At 37.8% G+C, this 23,189-nt stretch carries 26 protein-coding genes; 16 read left to right on the plus strand and 10 right to left on the minus strand.

All coding sequences use genetic code 11. From position 1 onward, the window contains the following. Window positions 1-51 precede the first annotated feature (51 nt). Window positions 52-1,215, minus strand: a complete 1,164-nt coding sequence (locus VXS03_RS07160) for a tyrosine-type recombinase/integrase (protein WP_327762880.1) — start codon at window positions 1,213-1,215, stop codon at window positions 52-54. A 179-nt stretch (window positions 1,216-1,394) separates the two neighbouring features. Between VXS03_RS07160 and sbcB the strand changes: the two genes are divergently transcribed. From sbcB to purT, 7 genes are all read left to right on the plus strand, one after another. Then, window positions 1,395-2,816, plus strand: coding sequence for an exodeoxyribonuclease I (gene sbcB / locus VXS03_RS07165; protein WP_327762881.1), 1,422 nt, complete (start codon window positions 1,395-1,397; stop codon window positions 2,814-2,816). A gap of 161 nt (window positions 2,817-2,977) precedes the next feature. Next, complete coding sequence (locus VXS03_RS07170) at window positions 2,978-3,505, plus strand: hypothetical protein (protein WP_327762883.1); 528 nt, start codon at window positions 2,978-2,980, stop codon at window positions 3,503-3,505. Between the two features lie 118 nt (window positions 3,506-3,623). Beyond that, window positions 3,624-3,968 (plus strand): CidA/LrgA family protein, encoded by a 345-nt coding sequence (locus VXS03_RS07175; protein WP_327762885.1) that lies wholly within the window; start codon window positions 3,624-3,626, stop codon window positions 3,966-3,968. Further along, on the plus strand, window positions 3,965-4,651 hold the full coding sequence (locus VXS03_RS07180; RefSeq protein ID WP_327762886.1) for a CidB/LrgB family autolysis modulator: 687 nt from the start codon (window positions 3,965-3,967) through the stop codon (window positions 4,649-4,651). The genes VXS03_RS07175 and VXS03_RS07180 overlap by 4 nt, the downstream gene beginning before the upstream one ends. Window positions 4,652-4,866: 215 nt before the next feature. Continuing rightward, window positions 4,867-5,754 carry a cytidine deaminase gene (gene cdd / locus VXS03_RS07185; RefSeq protein ID WP_327762888.1) on the plus strand — a complete coding sequence of 296 codons (888 nt, stop codon included), beginning with the start codon at window positions 4,867-4,869 and terminating at the stop codon, window positions 5,752-5,754. Between the two features lie 132 nt (window positions 5,755-5,886). Further along, on the plus strand, window positions 5,887-6,762 hold the full coding sequence (locus VXS03_RS07190) for a DMT family transporter (RefSeq protein WP_327762890.1): 876 nt from the start codon (window positions 5,887-5,889) through the stop codon (window positions 6,760-6,762). 163 nt (window positions 6,763-6,925) lie between these two features. After that, entirely contained in the window at window positions 6,926-8,101 is a 1,176-nt protein-coding gene (purT, locus tag VXS03_RS07195) for a formate-dependent phosphoribosylglycinamide formyltransferase (protein ID WP_327762892.1), read from the plus strand. Between the two features lie 72 nt (window positions 8,102-8,173). Here purT and VXS03_RS07200 read toward each other — a convergent pair whose 3' ends face one another. Continuing rightward, window positions 8,174-8,815, minus strand: a complete 642-nt coding sequence (locus tag VXS03_RS07200; RefSeq protein WP_327762894.1) for a thiopurine S-methyltransferase — start codon at window positions 8,813-8,815, stop codon at window positions 8,174-8,176. Between the two features lie 120 nt (window positions 8,816-8,935). Here VXS03_RS07200 and VXS03_RS07205 point away from each other — a divergent pair, with 120 nt between their 5' ends. Further along, complete coding sequence (locus tag VXS03_RS07205) at window positions 8,936-9,133, plus strand: hypothetical protein (protein WP_327762895.1); 198 nt, start codon at window positions 8,936-8,938, stop codon at window positions 9,131-9,133. A 124-nt stretch (window positions 9,134-9,257) separates the two neighbouring features. Here the strand turns inward: VXS03_RS07205 and VXS03_RS07210 are convergent, their stop codons facing one another. Continuing rightward, window positions 9,258-9,551 carry a hypothetical protein gene (locus VXS03_RS07210; RefSeq protein WP_005367981.1) on the minus strand — a complete coding sequence of 98 codons (294 nt, stop codon included), beginning with the start codon at window positions 9,549-9,551 and terminating at the stop codon, window positions 9,258-9,260. 238 nt (window positions 9,552-9,789) lie between these two features. On the opposite strand from VXS03_RS07210, the gene VXS03_RS07215 reads away from it, so the two are divergent. Beyond that, window positions 9,790-10,197, plus strand: a complete 408-nt coding sequence (locus VXS03_RS07215; protein WP_327762897.1) for a nitrous oxide-stimulated promoter family protein — start codon at window positions 9,790-9,792, stop codon at window positions 10,195-10,197. 144 nt (window positions 10,198-10,341) lie between these two features. Here VXS03_RS07215 and VXS03_RS07220 read toward each other — a convergent pair whose 3' ends face one another. Further along, window positions 10,342-10,710, minus strand: a complete 369-nt coding sequence (locus VXS03_RS07220) for a spore gernimation protein (protein ID WP_327762899.1) — start codon at window positions 10,708-10,710, stop codon at window positions 10,342-10,344. Window positions 10,711-10,782: 72 nt separating this feature from the next. Then, window positions 10,783-11,472, minus strand: coding sequence for a pseudouridine synthase (locus tag VXS03_RS07225; protein WP_327762901.1), 690 nt, complete (start codon window positions 11,470-11,472; stop codon window positions 10,783-10,785). 287 nt (window positions 11,473-11,759) lie between these two features. Between VXS03_RS07225 and VXS03_RS07230 the strand changes: the two genes are divergently transcribed. Then, window positions 11,760-12,533, plus strand: coding sequence for a class I SAM-dependent DNA methyltransferase (locus VXS03_RS07230; protein WP_327762903.1), 774 nt, complete (start codon window positions 11,760-11,762; stop codon window positions 12,531-12,533). 95 nt (window positions 12,534-12,628) lie between these two features. Here VXS03_RS07230 and hpf read toward each other — a convergent pair whose 3' ends face one another. After that, window positions 12,629-13,018, minus strand: coding sequence for a ribosome hibernation-promoting factor, HPF/YfiA family (gene hpf, locus VXS03_RS07235; protein WP_327762905.1), 390 nt, complete (start codon window positions 13,016-13,018; stop codon window positions 12,629-12,631). A gap of 489 nt (window positions 13,019-13,507) precedes the next feature. On the opposite strand from hpf, the gene VXS03_RS07240 reads away from it, so the two are divergent. Continuing rightward, a complete protein-coding gene (locus VXS03_RS07240; RefSeq protein ID WP_327762906.1) occupies window positions 13,508-14,869 on the plus strand; it encodes a phosphatidylserine decarboxylase family protein in 1,362 nt (453 codons plus the stop codon). A 49-nt stretch (window positions 14,870-14,918) separates the two neighbouring features. Here the strand turns inward: VXS03_RS07240 and VXS03_RS07245 are convergent, their stop codons facing one another. After that, window positions 14,919-15,293, minus strand: a complete 375-nt coding sequence (locus tag VXS03_RS07245) for a hypothetical protein (RefSeq protein WP_327762908.1) — start codon at window positions 15,291-15,293, stop codon at window positions 14,919-14,921. A gap of 112 nt (window positions 15,294-15,405) precedes the next feature. Then, a complete protein-coding gene (locus VXS03_RS07250; protein ID WP_327762909.1) occupies window positions 15,406-15,927 on the minus strand; it encodes a hypothetical protein in 522 nt (173 codons plus the stop codon). A gap of 558 nt (window positions 15,928-16,485) precedes the next feature. Here VXS03_RS07250 and VXS03_RS07255 point away from each other — a divergent pair. Beyond that, window positions 16,486-16,713 carry a hypothetical protein gene (locus VXS03_RS07255; RefSeq protein WP_327762910.1) on the plus strand — a complete coding sequence of 76 codons (228 nt, stop codon included), beginning with the start codon at window positions 16,486-16,488 and terminating at the stop codon, window positions 16,711-16,713. Between the two features lie 57 nt (window positions 16,714-16,770). On the opposite strand, the gene VXS03_RS07260 is transcribed toward VXS03_RS07255, so the two are convergent. Next, on the minus strand, window positions 16,771-17,367 hold the full coding sequence (locus tag VXS03_RS07260; RefSeq protein WP_327762911.1) for a sugar O-acetyltransferase: 597 nt from the start codon (window positions 17,365-17,367) through the stop codon (window positions 16,771-16,773). Window positions 17,368-17,567: 200 nt separating this feature from the next. Between VXS03_RS07260 and VXS03_RS07265 the strand changes: the two genes are divergently transcribed. Both VXS03_RS07265 and VXS03_RS07270 read left to right on the plus strand, forming a co-directional pair. Continuing rightward, window positions 17,568-18,716, plus strand: coding sequence for a cytochrome-c peroxidase (locus tag VXS03_RS07265; RefSeq protein WP_327762912.1), 1,149 nt, complete (start codon window positions 17,568-17,570; stop codon window positions 18,714-18,716). A gap of 9 nt (window positions 18,717-18,725) precedes the next feature. Further along, window positions 18,726-19,211 (plus strand): hypothetical protein, encoded by a 486-nt coding sequence (locus tag VXS03_RS07270; RefSeq protein WP_327762914.1) that lies wholly within the window; start codon window positions 18,726-18,728, stop codon window positions 19,209-19,211. Window positions 19,212-19,265: 54 nt separating this feature from the next. Here the strand turns inward: VXS03_RS07270 and VXS03_RS07275 are convergent, their stop codons facing one another. Next, the gene (locus VXS03_RS07275) at window positions 19,266-20,645 is read right to left on the minus strand and encodes a lytic polysaccharide monooxygenase (protein ID WP_327762916.1); all 1,380 of its coding nucleotides are present in this window, start codon (window positions 20,643-20,645) and stop codon (window positions 19,266-19,268) included. A 482-nt stretch (window positions 20,646-21,127) separates the two neighbouring features. Here VXS03_RS07275 and VXS03_RS07280 point away from each other — a divergent pair, with 482 nt between their 5' ends. Together VXS03_RS07280 and VXS03_RS07285 are read left to right on the plus strand one after the other, a co-directional pair. Beyond that, a complete protein-coding gene (locus VXS03_RS07280) occupies window positions 21,128-21,778 on the plus strand; it encodes a 2OG-Fe dioxygenase family protein (protein WP_327763130.1) in 651 nt (216 codons plus the stop codon). Continuing rightward, window positions 21,768-23,012, plus strand: a complete 1,245-nt coding sequence (locus VXS03_RS07285; RefSeq protein WP_327762918.1) for a cysteine desulfurase-like protein — start codon at window positions 21,768-21,770, stop codon at window positions 23,010-23,012. Before VXS03_RS07280 ends, VXS03_RS07285 begins: the two co-directional genes overlap by 11 nt. Window positions 23,013-23,189 lie beyond the last annotated feature (177 nt).

Consider the following 23,189-nt stretch of genomic DNA (forward strand, 5'->3'; position numbering starts at 1 on the left):
ATTATATAATGAATTTATCTCTATTAGCCCGTAAACTTTGTTACATATATATTACTTCAAATAACTATCCAGTTTCGTCGCATACAACTCATACCCTTCTAACTGGTCTTTCAACCAATCATGTTTGTTATAAACCGCTAATACCCCACCTAGCTCATGACCAAGCATCTTTTCAACCACATGAGGCATTACACCTAATTCTGATGCACCGGTAGATAGCGAACGTCTAAAATCATGGGTACGCCAATCTTCAATAGGTAAACTATCTCTAATTCGGCGAATATAACGGTTAGCCGCTGCAATAGTTATCGGCTTATCAAGATCACCTCCAGGGAACAACACATCATCGTAGGTTGCCATTACTCGCTCTAATATCACCCGTGCTTTAGTTGGGATTGGGCGTCTTATTGGTGTATTGGTTTTACTAAGCTCTTTCGGTACCGTCCATATACCCGCTTCCATATCAAAGTGACTACGACGCGCAAGGCGCAACTCAGATAAACGACTGCCCCACAACATAGTTAACTGATGTAACGCTTTATTGGATGAGCTGGCGCGGCTGCGTTCGATGGCCAACCAAATCATGCTAAGTTCTGAAAATGTTGGTACTCGGGTTCCGACTTCTGGTGCTTTACCTACGTGTTGTCTTTTAATACGGTCTAAGTCTGTTTTTTCAATAATGAATTTACTCTTACAGAAATTTAAACAGGCTCTTAGTTTGGTAAAGAGTGAATTAGCGGTTTTGGGTTTATCAAGGCTGATAGTATCTAACCACTGCATCCACTCTCTAGCTGAAATGGTTTCAACGTTACGCTCAGGGAACGTACCAATAAGGTAATTTTTGGAAAAAGACCGATAAAGAGCTTGAGTACCCACTTTTAATTGAGGGACATAATGTTTAAGCCAATACGCGACACAATCATCTAAAGTGATAAATTCAAGCTCACCCGTTATAGCAATGTTGGGATTTCGACCAAATTCTCTCAATTCCATCATTAATTTATGCTTTCGCCTTGCCTCTTTAAGGCTAGTTACGGGATACTTACCTATACGAATTCTTAGACTTTTTTTATTAAAGCGGCAACGGTAATCAAAATAGATTTTCGCTTTAGGTGTAATGCGGACAACGAGCCCTTCACCATCACTAATTTCAGCTTTACCGTCATAAGTGTCTTGCTTTGATATAAGATTAAGTTGTCGGTCTGTCAGGCTCATTACGCTATTCCCTTTATTTAGGACACAGGCTTTAATTTTAGGACATGCATTAGGACATTAATGCAAATCCCACGCTGAATTCACTTGGAATTAACGACTGTGTATGCGAACAGCATATAATAAAAAGCCATAGTTATAGCAGACACTTAATACCGCACTCATGGCTTCTGGAAAATACTATGAACAAGAAAAACGAGCCAACACTATATTGGATTGATTACGAAACCTTTGGTGCCAGTCCAGCGAATGATCGCCCTTGCCAGTTTGCAGGGGTGCGTACCGATATGGAGATGAACATCATCGGTGAGCCTTTGGTGATCTATTGTAAGCCACCAGCCGATTACCTGCCTTCACCTGAAGCCTGTTTAATTACAGGTATTACACCACAAGAGGCAATGGAGAAAGGTTTATCAGAGCCTGAGTTTATTGCGCAAATTCATGCCGAGTTATCAAAGCCAAATACCTGTGTTATTGGTTATAACAATGTTCGGTTTGATGATGAAGTTACCCGTTATACGTTATACCGTAACTTTTATGATCCTTATGGCTGGGCATGGCAAAACGGTAACTCTCGTTGGGATTTACTCGATATCATGCGTACTTGTTATGCACTGCGTCCTGATGGTATTAACTGGCCAACAGATGATGAAGGTCGTCCGAGTTTTAAGCTTGAGAAGCTTTCTGTCGCCAATGGAATTGAACACGCGAATGCCCATGATGCTATGGCTGATGTGTACGCCACGATTGAGCTGGCGAAGATTTTAAAGCACAACCAACCTAAGCTGTTTGATTACCTGTTTAACTTACGTCATAAGCGTCAGTTACAAGAGTTAATCGATATTGTTGACCTAACCCCAATTGTGCATGTATCCGGTATGTTTGGCACTGAATGTGGCAATACCAGTTGGATCGTACCAATGGCGTGGCATCCTGATAACAAAAATGCGGTGATCTGCGTTAATTTAGCTCAAGATCCGACCCCATTAATTGAGCTTGATGCTGATCAACTGCGTGAACGTTTATACACTAAGCGTATCGATCTTGGTCCTGATGAGTTACCCGTCCCGATTAAAGAAGTGCATTTAAACAAGTGTCCGGTGCTTGCGCCTGCCAAAACACTAAAAGCAGAAGATGCCGCACGATTAGGGATTGATCGTGAGTTATGCCTTAAAAATTTAGCATTATTAAAACAACACCCTGAAGTTCGGGCGAAATTGCTAGAAATGTTCAGTGTTAAACGTGAATACGCTAATAACGGCAACGTCGATACCATGCTTTATGATGGTTTCTTCTCCACTGCTGATCGCTCTACGATGGATATTATTCGTGAAACTGAGGTTGATTCATTGGCAACATTGGAAATCAATGTCGATGATGAACGAATTAAGCCGTTACTGTTCCGCTATCGTGCGCGTAACTACCCTCTAACACTTACCTATCAAGAGCAACAACGTTGGAAGCATCATTGCCAAGATTTCCTTGAAGAGAATATGCCTAAATACATGGAGAACTTTGAAGCAGTAGCATTAGATTGTCAGTCAAATGAACATAAAATGAAAATCATGAAGTCGTTATACGACTATATTAATAAGTTAATGTAATTCATAGCGTTACAAAATTAAGCATACAATAAGCCCATCATAGTAATCTTGTGATGGGCTTTTTTATTATTAATAAGACCCATAATTTGATGATTGTCGTAATTCCGTCAACACTTAATGCTATCGAGGCGGTTGTGTTCGAAGAGCTTACAAGTAGGTGAATGATGACAACAAAAACGGCAATAAAATGCTATCGATTTGAAGGTATTGATTTTATTCCTGAAGATAGGCTACTTCGATGGCATGATAATCAACAAACCCTGCTGACCAATGACGAATCCCGTTTTTTAGCTTCTCTTTGCCATCTAGCCGGGGAAGTTGTCAGTATTGAGTCGGTCTATCGTTTTACTTTTACCTACCCCAATGCATACGAAGATAGCGGAGATCATCATTATGATCTCAATATTCTATTATTATCACTGTCTAAAAAATTACTTCGCAATGGCAAAATGGCGATACCTATCTATATTATTCCCAGTTATGGCTTTCGTGTGTCATTACCTAATACCGCAGCAGTACGCAATGAAACATCAGTATTAAAAAAAGTGCCATCATGGTCAGATATTACTAAAAAGCACACAAAAAAGTCGTTTCATTTGGTGATAAACACAAATTACGCAACCATTTGCATTGTAATAACTATTACATTTGCATTACTACTTGGTTGTTATTTTTTGACATCAATATAACAACTGCGCTTGTTTTATCAGCAAAAACCAATATAGTTCATTAACCGCCATTAATTAGTGTGACAATTATCATGTTTATTTGTATGATGATTGGAAATATTTAAGAGTCTTACCACCCATGAATTATATACGCTCATTTGCTATCGTCATGATCTGTTTCTTTTTAGGACAAGGCATTCAGCACTGGTCTGGATTACCGGTTCCTGGCAGTATCATCGGCTTATTTATTCTTTTTATTGCTCTGGTCACTGGCATTTGTCGTGCAGAGTGGGTTGAAAGTACCTGTAATTTATTAATTAAGCACATGGCATTATTGTTTGTGCCTGTTGGTGTCGGTTTAATGAATTATTTAGGTGTCATTGAAAATAACGCTGCGATCATTTTTGCAAGTACCCTTGGCAGCACCATTATTGTATTAATTGTTATTGGCCTAGCGGTACACCATAAGGAGAAACAGTCATGATTTGGTTGGTGGCAACCTTAGTCTGCTTTTATGTTGCACGTTATTTAGCAATGAAAATTAAAAATCCTTTTTTCAACCCTCTTTTGATCACGCTTATTATTATGATTTTGGCCTTAAAATGGTTGGAAGTACCTTATCAGACCTATTTTGCACAAAATGAAGTGATTAACTATTTATTAGGGCCTGCCGTTGTTGCATTAGCTTTCCCGCTATATCAACAAATTGGGCTTATTCGCAGTAAGTGGAAAACCATTTTAACCTCTTGTTTTGTCGGTAGCGTGTTATCAATGACCTTTGGTACTGCAATTGCTTTTTCAATGGGTGCGGATGCTCAACTTGCAGCAAGTATCTTACCTAAATCTATTACCACCCCTCTTGCGATGGCGGCTTCTCAACAAATTGGAGGGATCCCTGCTATCACCTCTGCAATGGTGATTATTGTGGGGTTATTTGGTGCGGTATTAGGCTACCCAATTATGAAGTTATTTCGAGTGAAACATCCACTGGCGAAAGGGTTATCGATTGGTACGGTTTCACATGCATTAGGCACAGCAAAAGCGGTGGAAGAAAACTATCAAGAAGGTGCGTTTAGTTCTTTAGCTTTGGTTATTTGCGGTATTATGACCACTTTACTAGCCCCACTGATGTTTCCTCTATTATTACGTCTTTTTGGACATGCTTGATCAGCAATAACACAGCTGAACACAAAGTGCACAAAACGTTCAATTGTTGATAAGCCATTGAAATATTGTATGCTTTGTTGCAGAAACAAGTGTGACGCCACTCTCAGTAATGTAATAGGTGTAATAGCAAAACAAACAATGTGATCAAGATCACTTCTAACTCATTGTGATTCACATAGAATGTTTTGCCATAAACAATGAAGGAGTAACACCCAATGTACGCACGTGTTATAAAAGCATTAAGCTTATTACCTGCTGAATTGGCGTCAGCTTTAAAGCCTATTATCGAAGATTCAAATTTCGACTCAACGATCAGTCCTGAGCAATTCGAATGTTTATTATCAGCAACACAACTGACCGATACTGAACTTCGCTTGGCCCTCCTTCCTCTTGCTGCTTCTTATGCTGTAGTCCCTATTTCTAATTTCTATGTTGGTGCAATTGTACGTGGCACATCAGGCCGCTTATATTTTGGTGCTAATATGGAATTTGAAAACGCAAGCATGGCTTGTACTATTCACGCTGAACAATCTGCCATTAGCCACGCATGGATCAAGGGTGAAGTTGGCATTAAAGATGTCACTATTAACTACAGCCCTTGCGGTCACTGTCGTCAGTTTATGAATGAATTAACATCAGCTAACGACATGATGATTCAACTGCCACAACGCGAACCAATGACTCTACAGCAGTACTTACCGGATTCATTTGGGCCACTCGATTTAGGGGTTAAAGATGGTCTATTGAGTGATTTTGATAATGGCATTCGTATTGAAGAAAGTTCAGAGCTTGCGACTAGCGCCTGTAATGCCGCTAACCGTTCTCATGCTCCTTACTCAAAGAACTTCAGTGGTGTTGCATTAAAAGCACAGGATGGCCGTATCTTTGAAGGTATGTATGCGGAAAATGCCGCATTCAACCCAAGTTTACCTCCACTGCAAGTGGCATTAATCAATATGAATATGTCTAACTATTCATTGTCTGAAATTGCAGAAGCGGCACTGGTAGAAAGTGCAGAAAGTAAAATTAGTCAACTTGCACGTACACAAGCATTATTAGAAGCACTGAATCCTGATATTCAACTAACATATGTTGCTTATTAAGTCGGCAATTGATTTGAATATTCTAAAAAGACCGCCTCACTGGCGGTTTTTTATTGTCTAAACTTGATCAATGTTGGCTATCAAACATCAAAAGCGTATTATCTCGCCACCTATTATTAGAAGCCAATGACAATGTCTCAAACACACAATCCTTTGAAAGGAGCAGCATGGATGCTCACGGCTGGGCTCGCGTTTGCTATTGTAAATAGTTTAGCTCAGTACCTTAGTATCAAACTGCATGTTCCTTCCACGTCTGTTGCGTTGATCCAATACTTTATTGCATTAGTCGCTATGTTTCCTTGGCTACGTACATTGGGAATTCGCCAATCGCTTAAAACCAACCACTTTTGGTTACACTGCTTACGGGTGTTTTTTGCGGTTATCGGCATTCAGTTATGGTTATGGGCATTAGCCTACCCTGTGCCTATTTGGCAAGGCATTGCGCTACTGATGATTTCTCCATTGTTCGCTACCATTGGTTCTGGACTCCTTTTAAAAGAAACAGTTGGTAAAGCACGTTGGTTGGCAACATTAGGCGGTTTTGCTGGTGCGATGATCATTCTTGAGCCTTGGTCTGATGATTTTAACATCGCGACATTGCTACCTGTCGGCGCTGCTTTTTTCTGGGCCGCTTATTCACTAATGGTGAAAAAACAATCTAGCCATGAATCACCAACAACAATTGTTATGTACCTGCTTATTTTAATGACACCATTCAACATTATTTTAGCAGCGCCCGATTTTACAATGCCAACAGTGAGTTTTAGCTGGTGGTTATTAATTATTGCCGGTTTATTAACAGGATTAGCACAATGGGCAATTGCTAAAGCTTATGCTGTAGCTGATGCTTCTTTTGTTCAACCTTTTGATCACGCAAAATTACCTTTAAATGTGTTGGGTGGATGGTTAGTCTTTGGTTGGACACCACCAGGGCGATTATGGCTAGGTGCTGGAATAATTATTCTCTCTGTTGCCTTTATTACCCATTGGGAAAATCGCAAAAAATAATCATTTAAAACCGCTTATGATAAGCGGTTTTTTTTCGCTTTCTGTTCTTTCATCGGCTTCTCCCTATCATTTTAATGAAATAGCAAACGATTGCTTAAGCGTAAAAATAAGGTATTATTAGCGGTAGATTTCACCTTTAAATGATAAATCGTAAGGAAATTCAATGTTTGGTACAGCTGCTTGTTCTGATGCTACCCGTGTATTACTGCTAGGTTCTGGTGAGTTAGGTAAAGAAGTTGCTATTGAGTGTCAACGTCTTGGTCTTGAAGTGATTGCTGTTGATCGTTATGAGAATGCACCAGCAATGCAGGTAGCACACCGTAGCCATGTGATTGATATGTTAGATGGTGATGCACTTAAAGGTATTATTGCCCTTGAAAAGCCCCATTTTGTTGTGCCTGAAATTGAAGCAATTGCGACAGATACTTTAGTTGAGCTTGAAAGCCAAGGTATCAATATCGTCCCCACCGCTAACGCGACTAAACTGACCATGAACCGTGAAGGTATTCGCCGTCTTGCAGCTGAAACCTTAGCCATTCCAACCTCGCCTTATGAATTTTCTGATCAATATGCCGACTTTGAAGCCTCTGTACATCGTGTTGGCATGCCGTGTGTTGTAAAGCCGATCATGAGTTCATCAGGTAAAGGTCAAAGTGTGATTAAAACTGCCGCCGATATTGAATCAGCATGGCAATATGCTCAAGAAGGTGGTCGTGCAGGTGCTGGCCGAGTCATTGTTGAAGGCTTTGTCGATTTTGATTATGAAATCACCCTACTCACAGTGCGTGCCGTTGATGGTGTGCATTTCTGCGCACCAATTGGTCATCGCCAAGAAGATGGCGACTACCGTGAATCATGGCAACCACAACAAATGTCAAAAGCAGCCTTAAAAGCGGCTGAGAACGTTGCTCAGAAGGTTGTAGATGAATTAGGCGGTTATGGACTATTTGGGGTTGAATTGTTCGTTAAAGGCGATACAGTGCTGTTTAGCGAAGTATCCCCTCGCCCACATGATACGGGAATGGTAACCCTGATCTCTCAAGAGCTATCTGAATTTGCACTACACGTTCGCGCCTTTTTAGGTATGCCAATTACCACAATCACACAGTATGGAGCATCAGCTTCTGCGGTTATTCTTGCTGAAGGTATTTCTACCAATATTCGGTTTGATAATTTAACCGCGGCGTTATCTCGCCCACAAACGCAAATAAGACTGTTTGGTAAGCCAGAGATCAATGGCCGACGTCGGCTTGGAGTTGCGCTTACACGCCGTGATGACATTGATACAGCCGTAAGTGATGCTATTGTTGCAGCAGCAGAGGTTAACGTCATTCTATAGTCTTAGCCGTACAATTAAAGACAATAAAGGCGTCACATAGACGCCTTTATTTATTACCTACGTTATCTCATTCTACTGAACTTCAATAAGCCATACTTCTTCAGCAAAACGCTCAACACCACGTTGACGACGAGGATGGGTAGCATCCGCTTCATCACGCTCTAAGTGAGTTATTTTACAGCCACTGAATAACGTTTCTATTTCAGTTCTAGGTACTGAGAATGGAGGTCCATCCATTTGTGGTTGTGGATAATCTAAAGTCACTAATAAAATACGCCCACCAGGTTTAATCAACTGCAATAAACGCTCAACATAACGCTCACGCATGGACTGAGGCATTGCAACTAATGCCGCGCGATCATACACCACATCAACGGGCGCAACGGGTACAGTAAAATAGTCCCCTTGGTAGATAGTGATCTCATCAAATGAATACACATGCTCACAGCCAATACCTGTTACTAATGGTGTGTAGAGATTCTCAGCAAAAAAGGCTTTTACTGCAATATCGCTAAGTTCAATTCCAACCACATCGTTATGGCGTGCAGCGAGCCAAACCAAGTCTTCAGATTTGCCACACATTGGCACTAATACACGATCATTACGTTGAGCATGAACCTGTGACCAATACTTCACTAATAGTGGATTCACGTCGGTTAGGTGAAAACCAATCCGATCTTCAGCCCAACGACTATGCCAAAATTCAGCGTCCATGTATCACCTTCTTTCTTTATATATTTTTATTTGGCATTAGTTGACCATAAGTCGCTATTGAGACTCAAGGGTTAAGTGCCGATGAAGTAGGAAAAAGAGGAGAAACAAGGAAAACAGGAAGTGCAGGAAGTGCAGGAAGTGCAGGAAGTGCAGGAAGTGCAGGAAGTGCAGGAAGTGCAGGAAGTGCAGGAAGTGCAGGAAGTGCAGGAAGTGCAGGAAGTGCAGGAAGTGCAGGAAGTGCAGGATAGACAAGCTAAACAAGCTAAACAAGCTAAACAAGCTAAACAAGCTAATGTAGGTAAATATGTTGCTTTATAATAATCAACAAAAAAGGGATGCCATAGCATCCCTTTTTATTGACCACGCTGATAGCTAGATCAAAAATCTGTTTTTCAATTTTTCTATCGGAGAGTCATTGAATAACGATTGGAAGCCACTCAGGTTATGAAATTCTGAATAGTTTAATCGAATCACGACGAACCGTTACACCACGGAAAGTTACTGGCTCTAACAACGTCATTAGTTGCTTAGAAACAAAAAACTTACCGCCATAGCTACGATCACCGCCACGATTAACCCAATCAGCAAATTCATCAGCCAGACTGAACATTGAGTTACCGACTAATAAAACTAGAACTTTAGCAACTTCGCTATCGTTCTGACGGTTAAACTCTGCGTCACGAACTTTCTTACGATATTCGTCGACAATTCTTTCAAGGCACTCAAATCTGCTCATATACACCACCATAAAAATCGAGGCGTGGATACTACTGCTCAACTCCCGTTAAATCAAGCCATCTCAGCATGTTTCTTGTGTTTCATCATTAAATTTTTCACTTTAATAACATTATTAATACTTATCACTAAAGAAATTCGTCTTTATCTTCATTTTTTTGTCATTTTGATAAAGTTTATTTAAAATACATCTTTAAACAAGTTAGAATAATTCCTTTTACTCATAGTGGTCATAAAACATGAATAAAGAAACTGACTTTCGTCTATTGGGTCGACTTGACAGTGAATTTAAGACGATAACCGCAATGATTGATATTTATTGTGCAAAACATCATCAAATCAATACTCTAAAATTTCAACGATGTAATAATTGTGACCAATTTAGAACTTACGTAAAACAGCGACTTGATCGCTGTCCTTATGGGGAACATAAACCCAGCTGTAAGCAATGCCCTATCCATTGTTATAAGCCACAACAAAAAATAACGTCACAAACGATTATGCGCTATGCTGGCCCTAAAATGATCGTTAAGCATCCAATAATGGCCATTAGGCACTTAGTTCATGATAAAAAAACGATACCAGAACTTAACAAAGAAATGCTCTCTAACCATCAAAAAAGAAAAGCGTTACTAAACAAGAAATAAAAGAGACAAACGCCCGCTAATAATTTGTTTGCCAGTTATGATGATATTTACAAGCCAAGATATTTTATGAGAAGTGTGGAGATAAGACAGAGGCAGTCCTTATATGTCTAAAGACTGCTTCAGAAATAGCGTGAGGAAAGCTATTTAGTTACGGTAAAAATCAATGACTTCAATTTTTACAGGGGTGTTCTTTTTAGTGAGTTCAACTGTAAATTGATCTTCATCGACTACTTTTGCATCTTTAGCTCCTTCACCCACAACACTCACCCCTTCAATTTTGGTGTAAAGCTTGCTGTAGTCATAATGCATTGTAACCGTTACTTTTGTTGCTGCTGTAGTTGATAATTCAAAGGTACAAATACCTGTTGGACAAAATACATCAATATCATCAGGTGATGTGACCGACACAGTATCAACATTTTTAACAGGCGTTGCAGTAACCGTAGGCTCACTACACCCTGCTAATAGCATTGTTGCTGCTACCACAATTAAACCTAATTGACTTTTTTTCACAGATTTATCCTCATTTGTTTATATATGTCGTCATGCCTGGCAAACATATCACACATATATTGAATGTATTCATTATGGGTTGAGATGTTTAATTTCTTCAACCGTTAAATAACGCCATTGACCTTCATCAACATCTAATGTCACACAACCAATACTCTCACGATGTAATCCCATTACCTTATTACCAATACTGGCAAACATACGTTTTACTTGATGAAATTTACCTTCAGTGATCGTTAATAGCACTTGTTTATCATCAACAATAGTTAATAGTGCTGGTGCCGTTAGCTGAGATTCACCTTGCAATTTAATACCTTGAGCAAACAATACTTTTGCACTTTTATCAATCGATTGACGAAGATGTACACGATATACTTTGGGGCATAGTTTATTAGGAGAGGTAATATTAAATGACCATCGACCATCGTCAGTAATAAGAACTAATCCTGTCGTGTCTGCGTCTAACCGCCCCACAATATGCAGTTCTTGTGGCCGTTCTATATCAATGTAATTGAAAAGCGATGGGTAAGCTTCGTCGATATTAGAACAAATTGTTTGTGCAGGTTTATTCATTAATAGATAACGAAACGGACGTGGACAAAGTTGCTCTTCAGCAAACATTACATGGTTATTTTCGTGAACTTGAGTAGAGATATCACTGATCACCTTACCATTAACCGTAATATCACCGGCTTCAATATGAGCAATAGCTTGTACTTTCGTCAACGCCGTACTTTTACAAACAAATTTATCAAGACGCATAAAAAACATCACTACTCATAAATCGATTATTATCCTTGTCCACCAATAATAAGCAACTATTAGAACAATATTTCATCTAGCACTCTCTAACAGGGCTAATCTCATCCCTTTAATATTTCTCATACCGACTATGCTCACAGCGAATTAAATGCGATCTACCTCAATAATTTTATTAATTTACTAAATATTGTTTGTCGCAATAATAAAGCTAGGCTAATATCGCGCAACTTTGGTAATACTACAATTACCATAACCAAGATAATCTCTTTATAATCATTAGGTTAATAATGTCTTATAACGCTTTATACACTGATTTGTCTGGCTACTATGATTTAATGTGTGCTGATATAGATTACCAAGAACAAAGTAATTGTGTCCGCAGACTCCACCAGCTATTTGGCAATCAAGGCACTCGTTATCTTGATCTTGCTTGTGGTACTGGTCCTCATGTTGAACATTTTATTGGTTATGGTTATCAAGCAAGTGGCTTAGATATTAATCAGCCAATGCTGAATATTGCTCAACAGCGTTGCCCTCAAGCAACTTTTGTTCAGCACGACATGTGTAACTTTACTGTTGATGCACCATTAGACTTAATTACTTGCTTCTTATATTCGCTGCATTACAACGCTAATATCGAAAAGCTGATGCAATGTATTGAAAGTGCACATAATGCTTTAGCTCAAGATGGTGTTTTTTGTTTCAATGCCGTTGATAAAGACAAAATAGATAACAGCTCTTTTGTGCGTCATACAACTGAATTTGAAAACAGCCATTTTATGTTTCAATCCGGTTGGAATTACTGCGGTGAAGGTGAACATCAACAATTACAACTTCACATTGAAAAAACAAGTGATAATGTAACGCAATCTTGGCGTGATAATCATCCAATGGTGGCAATCAACTTCGTTCAATTACAGCAATTGTTGGCTCCTTTTTTTGATGTGACCATGTTTGAACATAGTTACGATAAAATAGTACCTTGGAATGGCCGTTCTGGTAATGCTCTTTTTGTGTGTGTTAAAAAAGAAAACGTCATTATCAATCAACAAGCCGCATAAAAAAACCTCGATCAATAGAGATTGATCGAGGCTTTATTTGCTAGCTAATAATAATTGAGTGCAATGCTTTTAAAACACGACACGTTAACGCACTATTATTTTTCGCTTTCAGCAATCACAGCGTCAGCTGCAGCTTCAGCTGATGCTTCTTCTTCTTTAAGGAAGTTTTCTTTATCACGTTCATTTAATTCTGAACGGTGAGCAAGTGGTTTTTCTTTTTTCTTGATAATTTGACGTTCTAAACGAGCAAATGCTGCACTTAGTGCTTCACTTAATTCTTTTTCGTCAGCAGAAGCTTCAATATCACCGACACTAGTTTTAACCGCAATTTCGACAATAAATTGACGGCCTGGTTCTAGCTTCATAAATACATTACGGCTATGGAACGCCACTTGGAATTTATCAAATTTAGCAAACTCAGATTCAATATGAGCTTCCATGTAGTCAGGTAATTCAAAACCTTTAGCAGTTACTTTTAAAGTCATTTTATTATCCACCAATAATTTATTAAGTTATTTATTGTTTGTGCTATTAAGATGAACCTAAATTAAAAAACAAAACGTGACACAGATCACATTTTTAAATCATGATGTTTGAGGCTGTTTCTAATAAAACCTGTTAAATCAACTACAAACAACCAAAAATAGAATAAAAAACAATCAAAAACAAATATATACGCTCATTAAAAGCACCATTCCCCCTTCTTTCTATCCTTATGATTTTCTTTAAAAAAATATTATTTAAATTAAATTAGATCTAAATGATTTATCTGGTCTATGTTTTATCTCACTAATGTTTAAATCTTATTTAATTACCTATTTATAATAATTGATTACATAAATTTGAGTTTTAACCTTGAGGTTTTAGATAATGACTTAAATAGATAGTACGACTAATGTAATTGCATCATATATATTTAATATGTGATTCATGCTTTAGCGTTTTTAAATTTAAATTATCATTGGTATAGAATTATGAATCAAACATACCCTCTATTAAAAGGCAATTGGCTTCCTAAAAATAAAGCTCATGTTGCGGCTTGGATTAAAGATTTAAAAACTCGTACGCATTTAACTTCTGATACTATTGCTCAGCCGATTATTGATTTTAAAGCGTTGGTTGAGAATGACCCAACGTTATTACGACTTTCACAAGATATGTTTAGTGAAGCTAAGAGCCATAAAGAATTAACGCCTCTAGAAACACCAGAGGTAAATAACTTTGATGAATTTTTAGTTTTATTAAATCATATAATGACTCAAGCACCAGAATGCACTGAGTTTTTAGATCCTAAAACAGGTGCACTTGAACCTTGTGGTTTAATTGGTTTCCCTATTAATGCGCTACTTGATTGGCCAATGGCGACAGACTCAGGTTATGCATTCTTTGCAAACGAACTTGTTAACCAACAATTTAAGAAAATTCTGACTTACTGGAGCTTATACCTTTCATCTCCAGCATCACGCTCAGTATTAGTTGAAAACCACCCTGATCGTACACCAAAAGTCTTTGGTTGGTTAAGTGATAACGCGCAAAAAGAAATGGTGACTGTGGCTTGTCAGGCAGAAGCTAGTGATTCCGAAAATCATAATAAGCCGTTTGAGGATTTCTTTAATTGTGATCCAACAGATCAACACTATGGTTTTAAATCATGGGATGACTTCTTTACCCGTACATTTAAAGACGGTGTAAGACCGATTGCTGAAGGCGATGATGTTATTGCTAACGCCTGTGAGTCAGCACCTTTGCAAGTTGTTACCAATGTCGCTAAATCTTCAAATTTCTGGCTTAAAGGTCAACCTTATTCATTAGAAAACATGATGGATTTTGATCCACTAGCAGAACAATTTGTTGGCGGTACTGTTTATCAAGCTTTCCTTAGTGCATTAAGCTACCACCGTTGGAATAGCCCAGTAACCGGTACAGTTAAAAAGACTTACATGGTTAACGGCTCATATTACTTAGGTAACCGTTACCAAGGCTTTAATAACCCAGACGGTGCCGACGATAGTGCACCTAACAATTCACAACCATTCTTAACTGCGGTTGCGACACGTGCTGTGATCTTTATTGAATCAGATAATCCTAACATTGGTTTAATGTGCTTCATTGCGATTGGTATGGCTGAAGTATCTTCTTGTGCCGTTACTGTTGAAGAAGGTCAGCATATTAATAAGGGTGATGAACTAGGCATGTTCCACTTTGGTGGTTCTACACACTGCTTAATCTTCAAACCAGATGTTGAACTTGAGTTTGATTTTCACAATACAACACCAGGTCTGGATGCGACAAATATTCCTGTCTGTTCTCGTATTGCGACAGTAAAGAATAAATAGTACTGCTGATAAGGCAAATATTAAAGCAGCCTCTCATAGGCTGCTTTTTTTATGCTTTAACCTGCCAACCCGAACGCGTTTTAATAAAAATGACTTGCTGTTGGTTGCTACTAATATCCCCTGCTTTATAGCGGCCATATTCCATAGACAATGCATGCAAGCCTAAACCTGAGTCTTGAGCATCTTTACTGATCACATGGGTTTCTTGATTTTGAATAAATCGAATGTCGTAACTCACTTCAGCGATATATTGATCATATTTTTTATAACCGCTAACTTTAACGAAATTATCAACAGTTAAGATTGTGCTCGCTTTAGAAGACTGTGCTGCGGAATAAAATGCTTTTTCTAAAATGGTGTCATTTGGTATTTCTGTACACCCAGCGAGAAAAGGAATCATCGCTATGCCTATATGCTTGTTCATACCAATATCCTTTGTCATTAACAATGCGAAACAAATAGCATATTAAGTGACGTTATCTATAATGACAAAGGAAAAACAGCGTTATACTCATTTTCTGTGTTACAGGCACCATTTATAATGCAGCAACACTACGGGTTTCTTTTACCCAATGGTTTATCAATTTACCGATAGCCTCGGTGTTTGCGTATTGATGCCTATCACCCATGATCTCAACACAACTGATATTATGCTTATCTGCAACGGCTGCTGCGATTTCAGCATATGATCCAAAGGGGTCGTGATTTTCTTGAATAATCAAGACAGGCTGATCTTTATCTTCTAATGCAGGTAATAAATCACGCTCAGACTCAGAGAATAAACTCCATGCCACACCAATCAATACTAATCGATCCCAACTAATAGTATTTTGTGCTTTAAGGGTAAGTAAAGTGCCTATTGATTTAGTGATCACCACATCAAAATGCCCTGATGGTAAATAGGTTAATTCTTTATCAACACTAAATGCTTGTTCGTTATTCCATGCGGTAAAACGATGCATCTCAACGGGTTCTTGACACCACTGTGTTGCTGATAATATTTTAAATAACCACGATTCAGTTATCGGCATTTTCCCTGGTATCGCTAAAATCTTCATATTTTATCCTTAGTTAGACTCGTTATATAAAAAACTAATACCATAATAGTCTTGTTTAAACATTAAAGAGGTACTCAAAAACGCAATATTATTATTAATTGATATCTATCAATAAATGACCATATAGAGGGTTCTATAACCTGCCTATTTATGATCCAAGCCTTTTACAATAAAACTAAATTCCTGCTTAATATTGTTTAAAACTAAAAATACAAAATAGACTTTTTATTTTACTGTCTAGATAAAGCTACAATTTAAATAACCATCAGTTTTCTTATGAAGAAATAATGTTTAAATATAATTAAACACTATCAATTTAATGATCTTGTTATTTTATTTTTTATTAATAATTTATTGTAATGAAATAATTTTATCTATTCTTGTATCTTATATAACATTAAATATATAAGGCATCAAAAAGATTTAAATTCATTTTTTGTGATTACAAACCTTTAAATATTGTTTGTAGTTGTCTACAATTCATGGGGTCAGCACAATCTGACTATTGGCATCTATAAGGCATTACCTTAAAAATACAAATATCAAAGGACAACTTACATGAGTAACATGCCTTTAAATGGCGTCTATCGCGCTGTTTTCAAAGCAAATATTGTTATGAGTCAATCATTATTACAAGACCGATTTCAAATTCGAAAAGATCAGCAATATATCACATTAGAAAAAGTAAAATTGCTAGATAAAGAGAGTAAAATAGAATCAATATTAACTGGTGACTCTTCTGATATTTATAAAAAAATTCAAGAGATAATAATATCGATTCAATAATACATGCCTCTTATATGGCCCTAGTCTTATTTAAATTTATAAATACTATTAATTATTTTAATACCGCTTATCTTTATAAAAATAAATTTTATCGTTTTCATTAATTTCACGACTTACATTACATGGATTTCCCATTGCAACGACATTACCTGGAATATTCTTTGTCACAATACTGCCAGCACCAATTACCGTATTATCCCCAATTGATACACCCGGTAAAATAACGCAGCTTGCTCCGATCCAAACATTATTCCCAATTGTCACTGGAATATTAAATTGTGTTACCTGCTGACGACGCTGAGGATCAATCGGATGCCCAGCTGTTGCAATAGTCACATTAGGGCCAATCATAACATTGTTGCCAATATAAATATGAGTATCATCAACCAAGGTTAAATTGAAATTCACATACACATTTTGACCAAAGTGCGTATGCTTCCCCCAGTTAGCATGAAGAGGTGGTTCTATGTAACATCCATCACCTATTTCAGCAAACAATTGCTGCATAAGTTGAGTACGTTTTTTTATCTCAGAAGGTCGAGTATGGTTAAAATCATAAAGGATTTCTAGGCACGATAATTGTCGTTCTGCAAGTGCATCATCACAAACATAAACCTGTTGGCTATGTAGTTTATCTTCAGGGTTAACGTCCACGGCTTATCTCCTTGATATTGTTAGGCTAAACTAGCATAAGTAAGCCTTTTTTTTCTAACAATACTTTCTTGATTAATATCAAAAACAGAGAGAGATCACTTAATTCTTTTTCCACATTTTTTGTTGCAACTTGATACATAAAATCACATGCTTACTGAAACTTTCTCATTTACAATCAGCACCTCTTTAAGTGAATTTTGATGTTGATCATGGGTGTTATCTTCCATACTGTTCCATTTATATTATTAAGTTTACTCTTAGCACTGGCCTCACCTACATTTGCAACTCAACAGTACTTTGATGGCACTCAACTTATCGCTACGCAGACATTAGGTCGGTATTTATTTAATGATAATCGACTCTCTAAAACAGGTAATCGTAGTTGTGCCTTATGTCATGCTCCCGATTTAGGTTGGACAAACCGATTTGCTAAGGTTCCTGATATTAATGGCAACCCAACCACATTAAATACACCATCACTACTAAACAGCGTCATGCTAACAACATTTATGCAGCGTCAACCCCATTTAACAACGTTGGAAGAGACGATTAAATTACCGTTATTTTCATTACATCCGCCAGAAATGGGAATGACTGATGCATTACTACTTACACGGCTACAACAAGTAAAAACGTTATATGAGCCTCTTTTTAGGGCTAGTTTTGGTGATAGTCGTATAACAACCACCAATGTGCTCATCGCTCTCAGCCAATATGTTGCAACGATTACAGATACCAATACGGCCTATCACGCATTTATTAATGGTGATAAAACAGCGCTTAATGATCAACAACAACAAGGGTTAGCGCTATTTACAAGTCAACGACTTAGCTGTTCTCAATGCCATAACGGTCCTTTACTAAACCAGGCTCAAACTAATGATGAACCTTATTTTAATACTGGTCTGTATGGTATTAAAAACAAAGCAGGCATTTATAATTACCCTTCTCAAGAAATGGGTCTACGGCATTTTACTCAGCAACCATTTGATGATGGTAAATTTCGTATTCCATCGTTGATTAATGTCACTAACACTGGACCATGGGGGCATGATGGTAGTTTTCACCATCTTGAAGCGGTAATCGATAGTTATGCTGCGGGTGGTAGAGTGATCGCTATTGGTCCAAATACTGGTGATGGACGTCTACATCCAAATAAAGATCCTCGCCTGCAAGGCTTTATATTAACAACTGCAGAAAAAAAGGCCCTATTGGCTTTTCTTTCAAGCTTAAATACACGGGATATGAGTAACGATCCTAAGCATCAAAACCCTTTTTGCCAAATTGTTCCACTAAAAACAAAACAAGACTTACCAGATTGTATTGCCCCTTTTCCACTTCAAAAATAGATTAATATAATGAAAAAAACATTATCAGCTTTAATTCCCATTATCGCTAGTTCTACTGCAATAGCAGCACCTCTACTGCCTTCTGAGGCTGAAATTCAAGGGCGAAATACCTACTTTATCACACCTTATAAAGCAATCTGCGATATCAAGCCTCAACACCAAACAACTGCGAGTACTGCTGAAGAAGCAATCCAACTTGAGCAAATTTTTGATACCTCATTAGGCTATGCATTAACCCTTAATGAGAAAGGCCAAGCTTATATTCAATTAGCTATCAAAGAATGGAATCAAAAGATGGTATTTGCGAGCAATCCTAATATCTCATTCACTATTAGGGATGCCGAGATAAAAGGCCAATACATTACTAATAACTATTGTCTTGAGAAAAATCTCGTTTTACATCATGTAAATACCCATGAATGGGGCAGTTATATCGTAAAACTACAAGGTAAACCGCAACAAACCATTAGCTTTCGCATCGTTAAAGAACAATAAAAACAAACAGGCCTGCACAACGGCAGGCCTTCTATACTTGGCTATATGGTAAGATTACAGCTTACGCCATACACCCCATTCGCCTGTTGTTCCTGGCTCTTCACCAACCGTATTCCAATGTGCTTTCCACTGAATACCATTATGAATAGCAACATCATTTTCATTATATGTTTTAGCAGCAGACCAAGCTGAAACGTCAGGGATTTCACCTTCCGTTAGTATTTGTGTCCATACATTTGCTATACCCGGTTCTTCACCTTGTGTCCACCAGCCCGCTTTCCAATTTTTATTGTTATGTATTACGCTATCACCTGCAATATAGGTTACAGACTTACTCCAGCCACCTTCAGGTAACTCAGGATCGGGTAATTCAGGATCCACAACTGGCGGTAATGGCTCAAGATCTTTGAAAATACTTAATGCAAAACCGTACTTTTCAGCTTCTACCCATACTTGGTTGGCATGAATATTCTTAGTATTAAATTCATATTTAGCGGCAGCTTGGTTCCAAACACCAATAAATAATTTATCTGATGCTAACGCGTTGACTTGCTCTGCTAATGTTTGAGCCCATGTCGCTTGATTCGCAGCAGTGATCACTAAACGCTGATCAACCACTTCAGCACCTGTAACCGGAGCCATTAATCGGAAACGAACAGTATCACCGACAACAGGCAAGAAACCAGGCTTAACAAAGAAACCTGATATTGGGAATAAATCGCCTTCAACAACAGGTGGTGGCGGTATTATCTCACCATTACCTTGTTTAATCGTAATATCACTGCAGTTATAGAAACCTTCACCTGCAGGATCAATTCGCTGCCAACGAGAGAATAAAACGACCTTTTCACCCATACGATCTGTCGGTAATTTCACTTTAAAGTTATAAGTATCATAAGGTGTTGCTTCTGTCGGCTCAACATTACCTACTTCATCAACTAGCTCTAGATCATTCCACGTTAATGGTTGTGATTGATCGTAATCAGGCTTAGTGATGTAAAACTGCCAAAATGATGGATTATGAGTCGCAGTAGCAACCCATTTAAAATCAAACTCACCATTAGCATCAACAACCACTTCTGTTTGTTGCCACTCATTATGCGGAATATCTAGCCCTGCTTTTTTCTGATCGCCACCAGCACATAATAAACCATCGACGACTTGTTTTTTTACCGCTTCAATATTGTTGTAATCAGCCGTTAATGCCGCATTCTCATTTTTTTGTGTAAATGGAAAGGCATTTGATTTATCCCAAAGAGCCTGACATGCAGCATTAGGAATTTTATTTTGCCAATAGCCACCATCACGATCACAAACTTCAGTACGCGATGGTGGGAAGTCAGCCCAACCATGCGCACTAACGCTGCCAATAACGGCAAAATTTGTTGCAATAAGCGCGACGGCTAATGATATTTTGTTTAATTTTAAAGGCATGTTGATCTCTTTTATTAATAAAAGTAGCGTCTATATATTGAGCGTATAAAAAATAACAACGCTATCGTTTTCATATTTATGCGCGGAATATACCGAACTCATACAATTGATAAGAAATTGATTCGCCCATGACAAGCACAAGTAAAAGTTATACTTACAATAAGCATTTGATATACAACAATTAAAAAAACAGCCTTTAAAATAAAAGACATATATTGTTACATATGCCTATTTTTACATGTATCAACTTTACGACTATCGTGCTGTTTGCCTCAAATGCACTTTCTTAGTTATCAGGATTTTTCAATTCAAACACGATGAGAATCACGTATTGATACAGTATTAAAATTCATTAATAAGCAAATAATCAGATTAATATTTCATATTTGACTTTTTATATAATTATATAGTCGATTAAATTTGTAATATTCAGTTTTATAGACAACCTTAATTATAAGTAGCAAAGCAACAGGAGAAGTATGATGAACATGCCATTGGTGTGTAACTTACAACTAACACAACTTAGTGATCATGCGGTAACTGAACTTGCTCCCTCATTTAAATATTTACCTCACACTCCACATGCTGATGGCGAGTACCGTTTACGTCGTTATTCCATTGTACGAATCCATAACGGTAAAATAGAGCACCTACCGCCGACTGACTTCGTACAGTCTAATGATATAAATCATTTTCAAGGCGATGTTGTACGACACTTTGAAGCATTAGATGAAGCTCTTATTCATTGCAGTGGTATGTTAGAAATGTGCGCATTGTTTCAACAGGCTAACGCCTTACCAAATGATCAACCGATTGAAATTCATCAAATGCGTATTGCGGCACTCAACGGTGAAACACCGACTTCTCCTGAAGGTATTCATCAAGATGGATTTGAGCATATTGCCGTGATCGGTATTGATCGCCACAATATTAATGGTGGGGAGTTCTTAGTTTATAAAGATAAAACAGCATCACCTTTTCTCTGTACTACCTTACAACATGGTGAAATGGCAATTTTAGCTGACGATATTTTATGGCATAACGCTCACCCCATTAAAGCAATAAAAAAACACCAACAAGGTTATTGGGATGTGTTTGTGCTCACCACAAAGGAGATCAAACATGGCATTTGATCCTATGAAGGTACGGCCATTATTTCCCGCACTCAATCAGTGTATTAACCGCCAACCAGTTTTATTCTTTGACGGTCCAGGTGGATCACAAGTTACTCAATCTGTTCTAGATGCAATGAGTCACTATTTAGGTCATTTCAATTCAAATTTAGGTGGGGCTTTTTTTTCTAGTATTGAAACATCGGCGTTAATGGCAACAGCACGCCATATTGCACAAACATTTGTTAATGCCCCCACAGCAGATAGCATGGTCTTTGGTGCGAATATGACCACACTAACTTTTCAATTAAGTCGAACGATCAGTCGTGATTGGCAAGAAGATGATGAAATCATAGTTACAGCACTCGATCATTATTCAAATGTTTCAAGTTGGCGACAAGCAGCCGAAGATAAAGGAGCAACAGTACATCAAGTACGAATAAATGAAACTAACTGTGATATAGATTACGATCATTTCAATGCCCTTCTGACACCTCGAACTAAACTAGTCGCAATAACATATGCTTCAAACGTGACAGGATCACTTATTGATGTGCAACGTATTATTACAGCAGCTCATGCTGTCGGTGCTAAAGTATATGTCGATGCAGTGCATTACGCACCACATCGATTAATTGATGTGCAAGCATTAGGCTGTGACTTTTTAGTCTGTTCTGCGTATAAATTCTTTGGTCCTCACCTCGGTATTGCTTATATTGCACCACAATGGATTCAAGCGTTACGCCCTTATAAAGTAGAACCCGCGCCTAATAATGGTCCTGCACGTTTTGAAACAGGCACCCAAAATTTTGAAAGCCTGGCAGGATTTATCGCTGCGGTCGATTATTTAGCGCATTATAGTCGAACCTTAGATACACAAGCATTAACATTACGACAGCATTTAAGCCGTAGCTTTGATCATTACCAAGCCTATGAACAAACACTAAGCCACTACTTTATTAAAAAATTGCTGCGTTATAATAATGTTCAACTTTTTGGCTTACCACATTACAAACAACGTACTCCCACCTTTGCTATCCGTATTAATGCTTTTCAACCAGCAGATATTGCTAATGAATTAGGAAAACAAAACATTTGTGTTTGGCATGGGAGTTTTTATGCGCAAGGTTTATGTGAGCAATTAGGCCTCATCAATAAAGGGGGAGTTATTCGTATTGGGTTTATGCACTACAATACTTTTAATGAAATTGACACTTTATTTGAGGCTCTAGATTGTTACCTAACACTCAAATAACACTTATTATTAACCACTATTAATAAAAAACATAATCCTCACAGTATACCGTTTGGAGCTGCTAACAAAACAAAGTATGCTTAAGAGCATTAAAGAGCGTGATATCATTAGATATAATAAATGATTGCGCTAATTTCTATAATTTACAATTAACGCATTTATCTATTATCTTACTTC

The organism is Photobacterium sp. S4TG1, from assembly GCF_036040035.1.
Lineage (GTDB): Bacteria > Pseudomonadota > Gammaproteobacteria > Enterobacterales > Vibrionaceae > Photobacterium.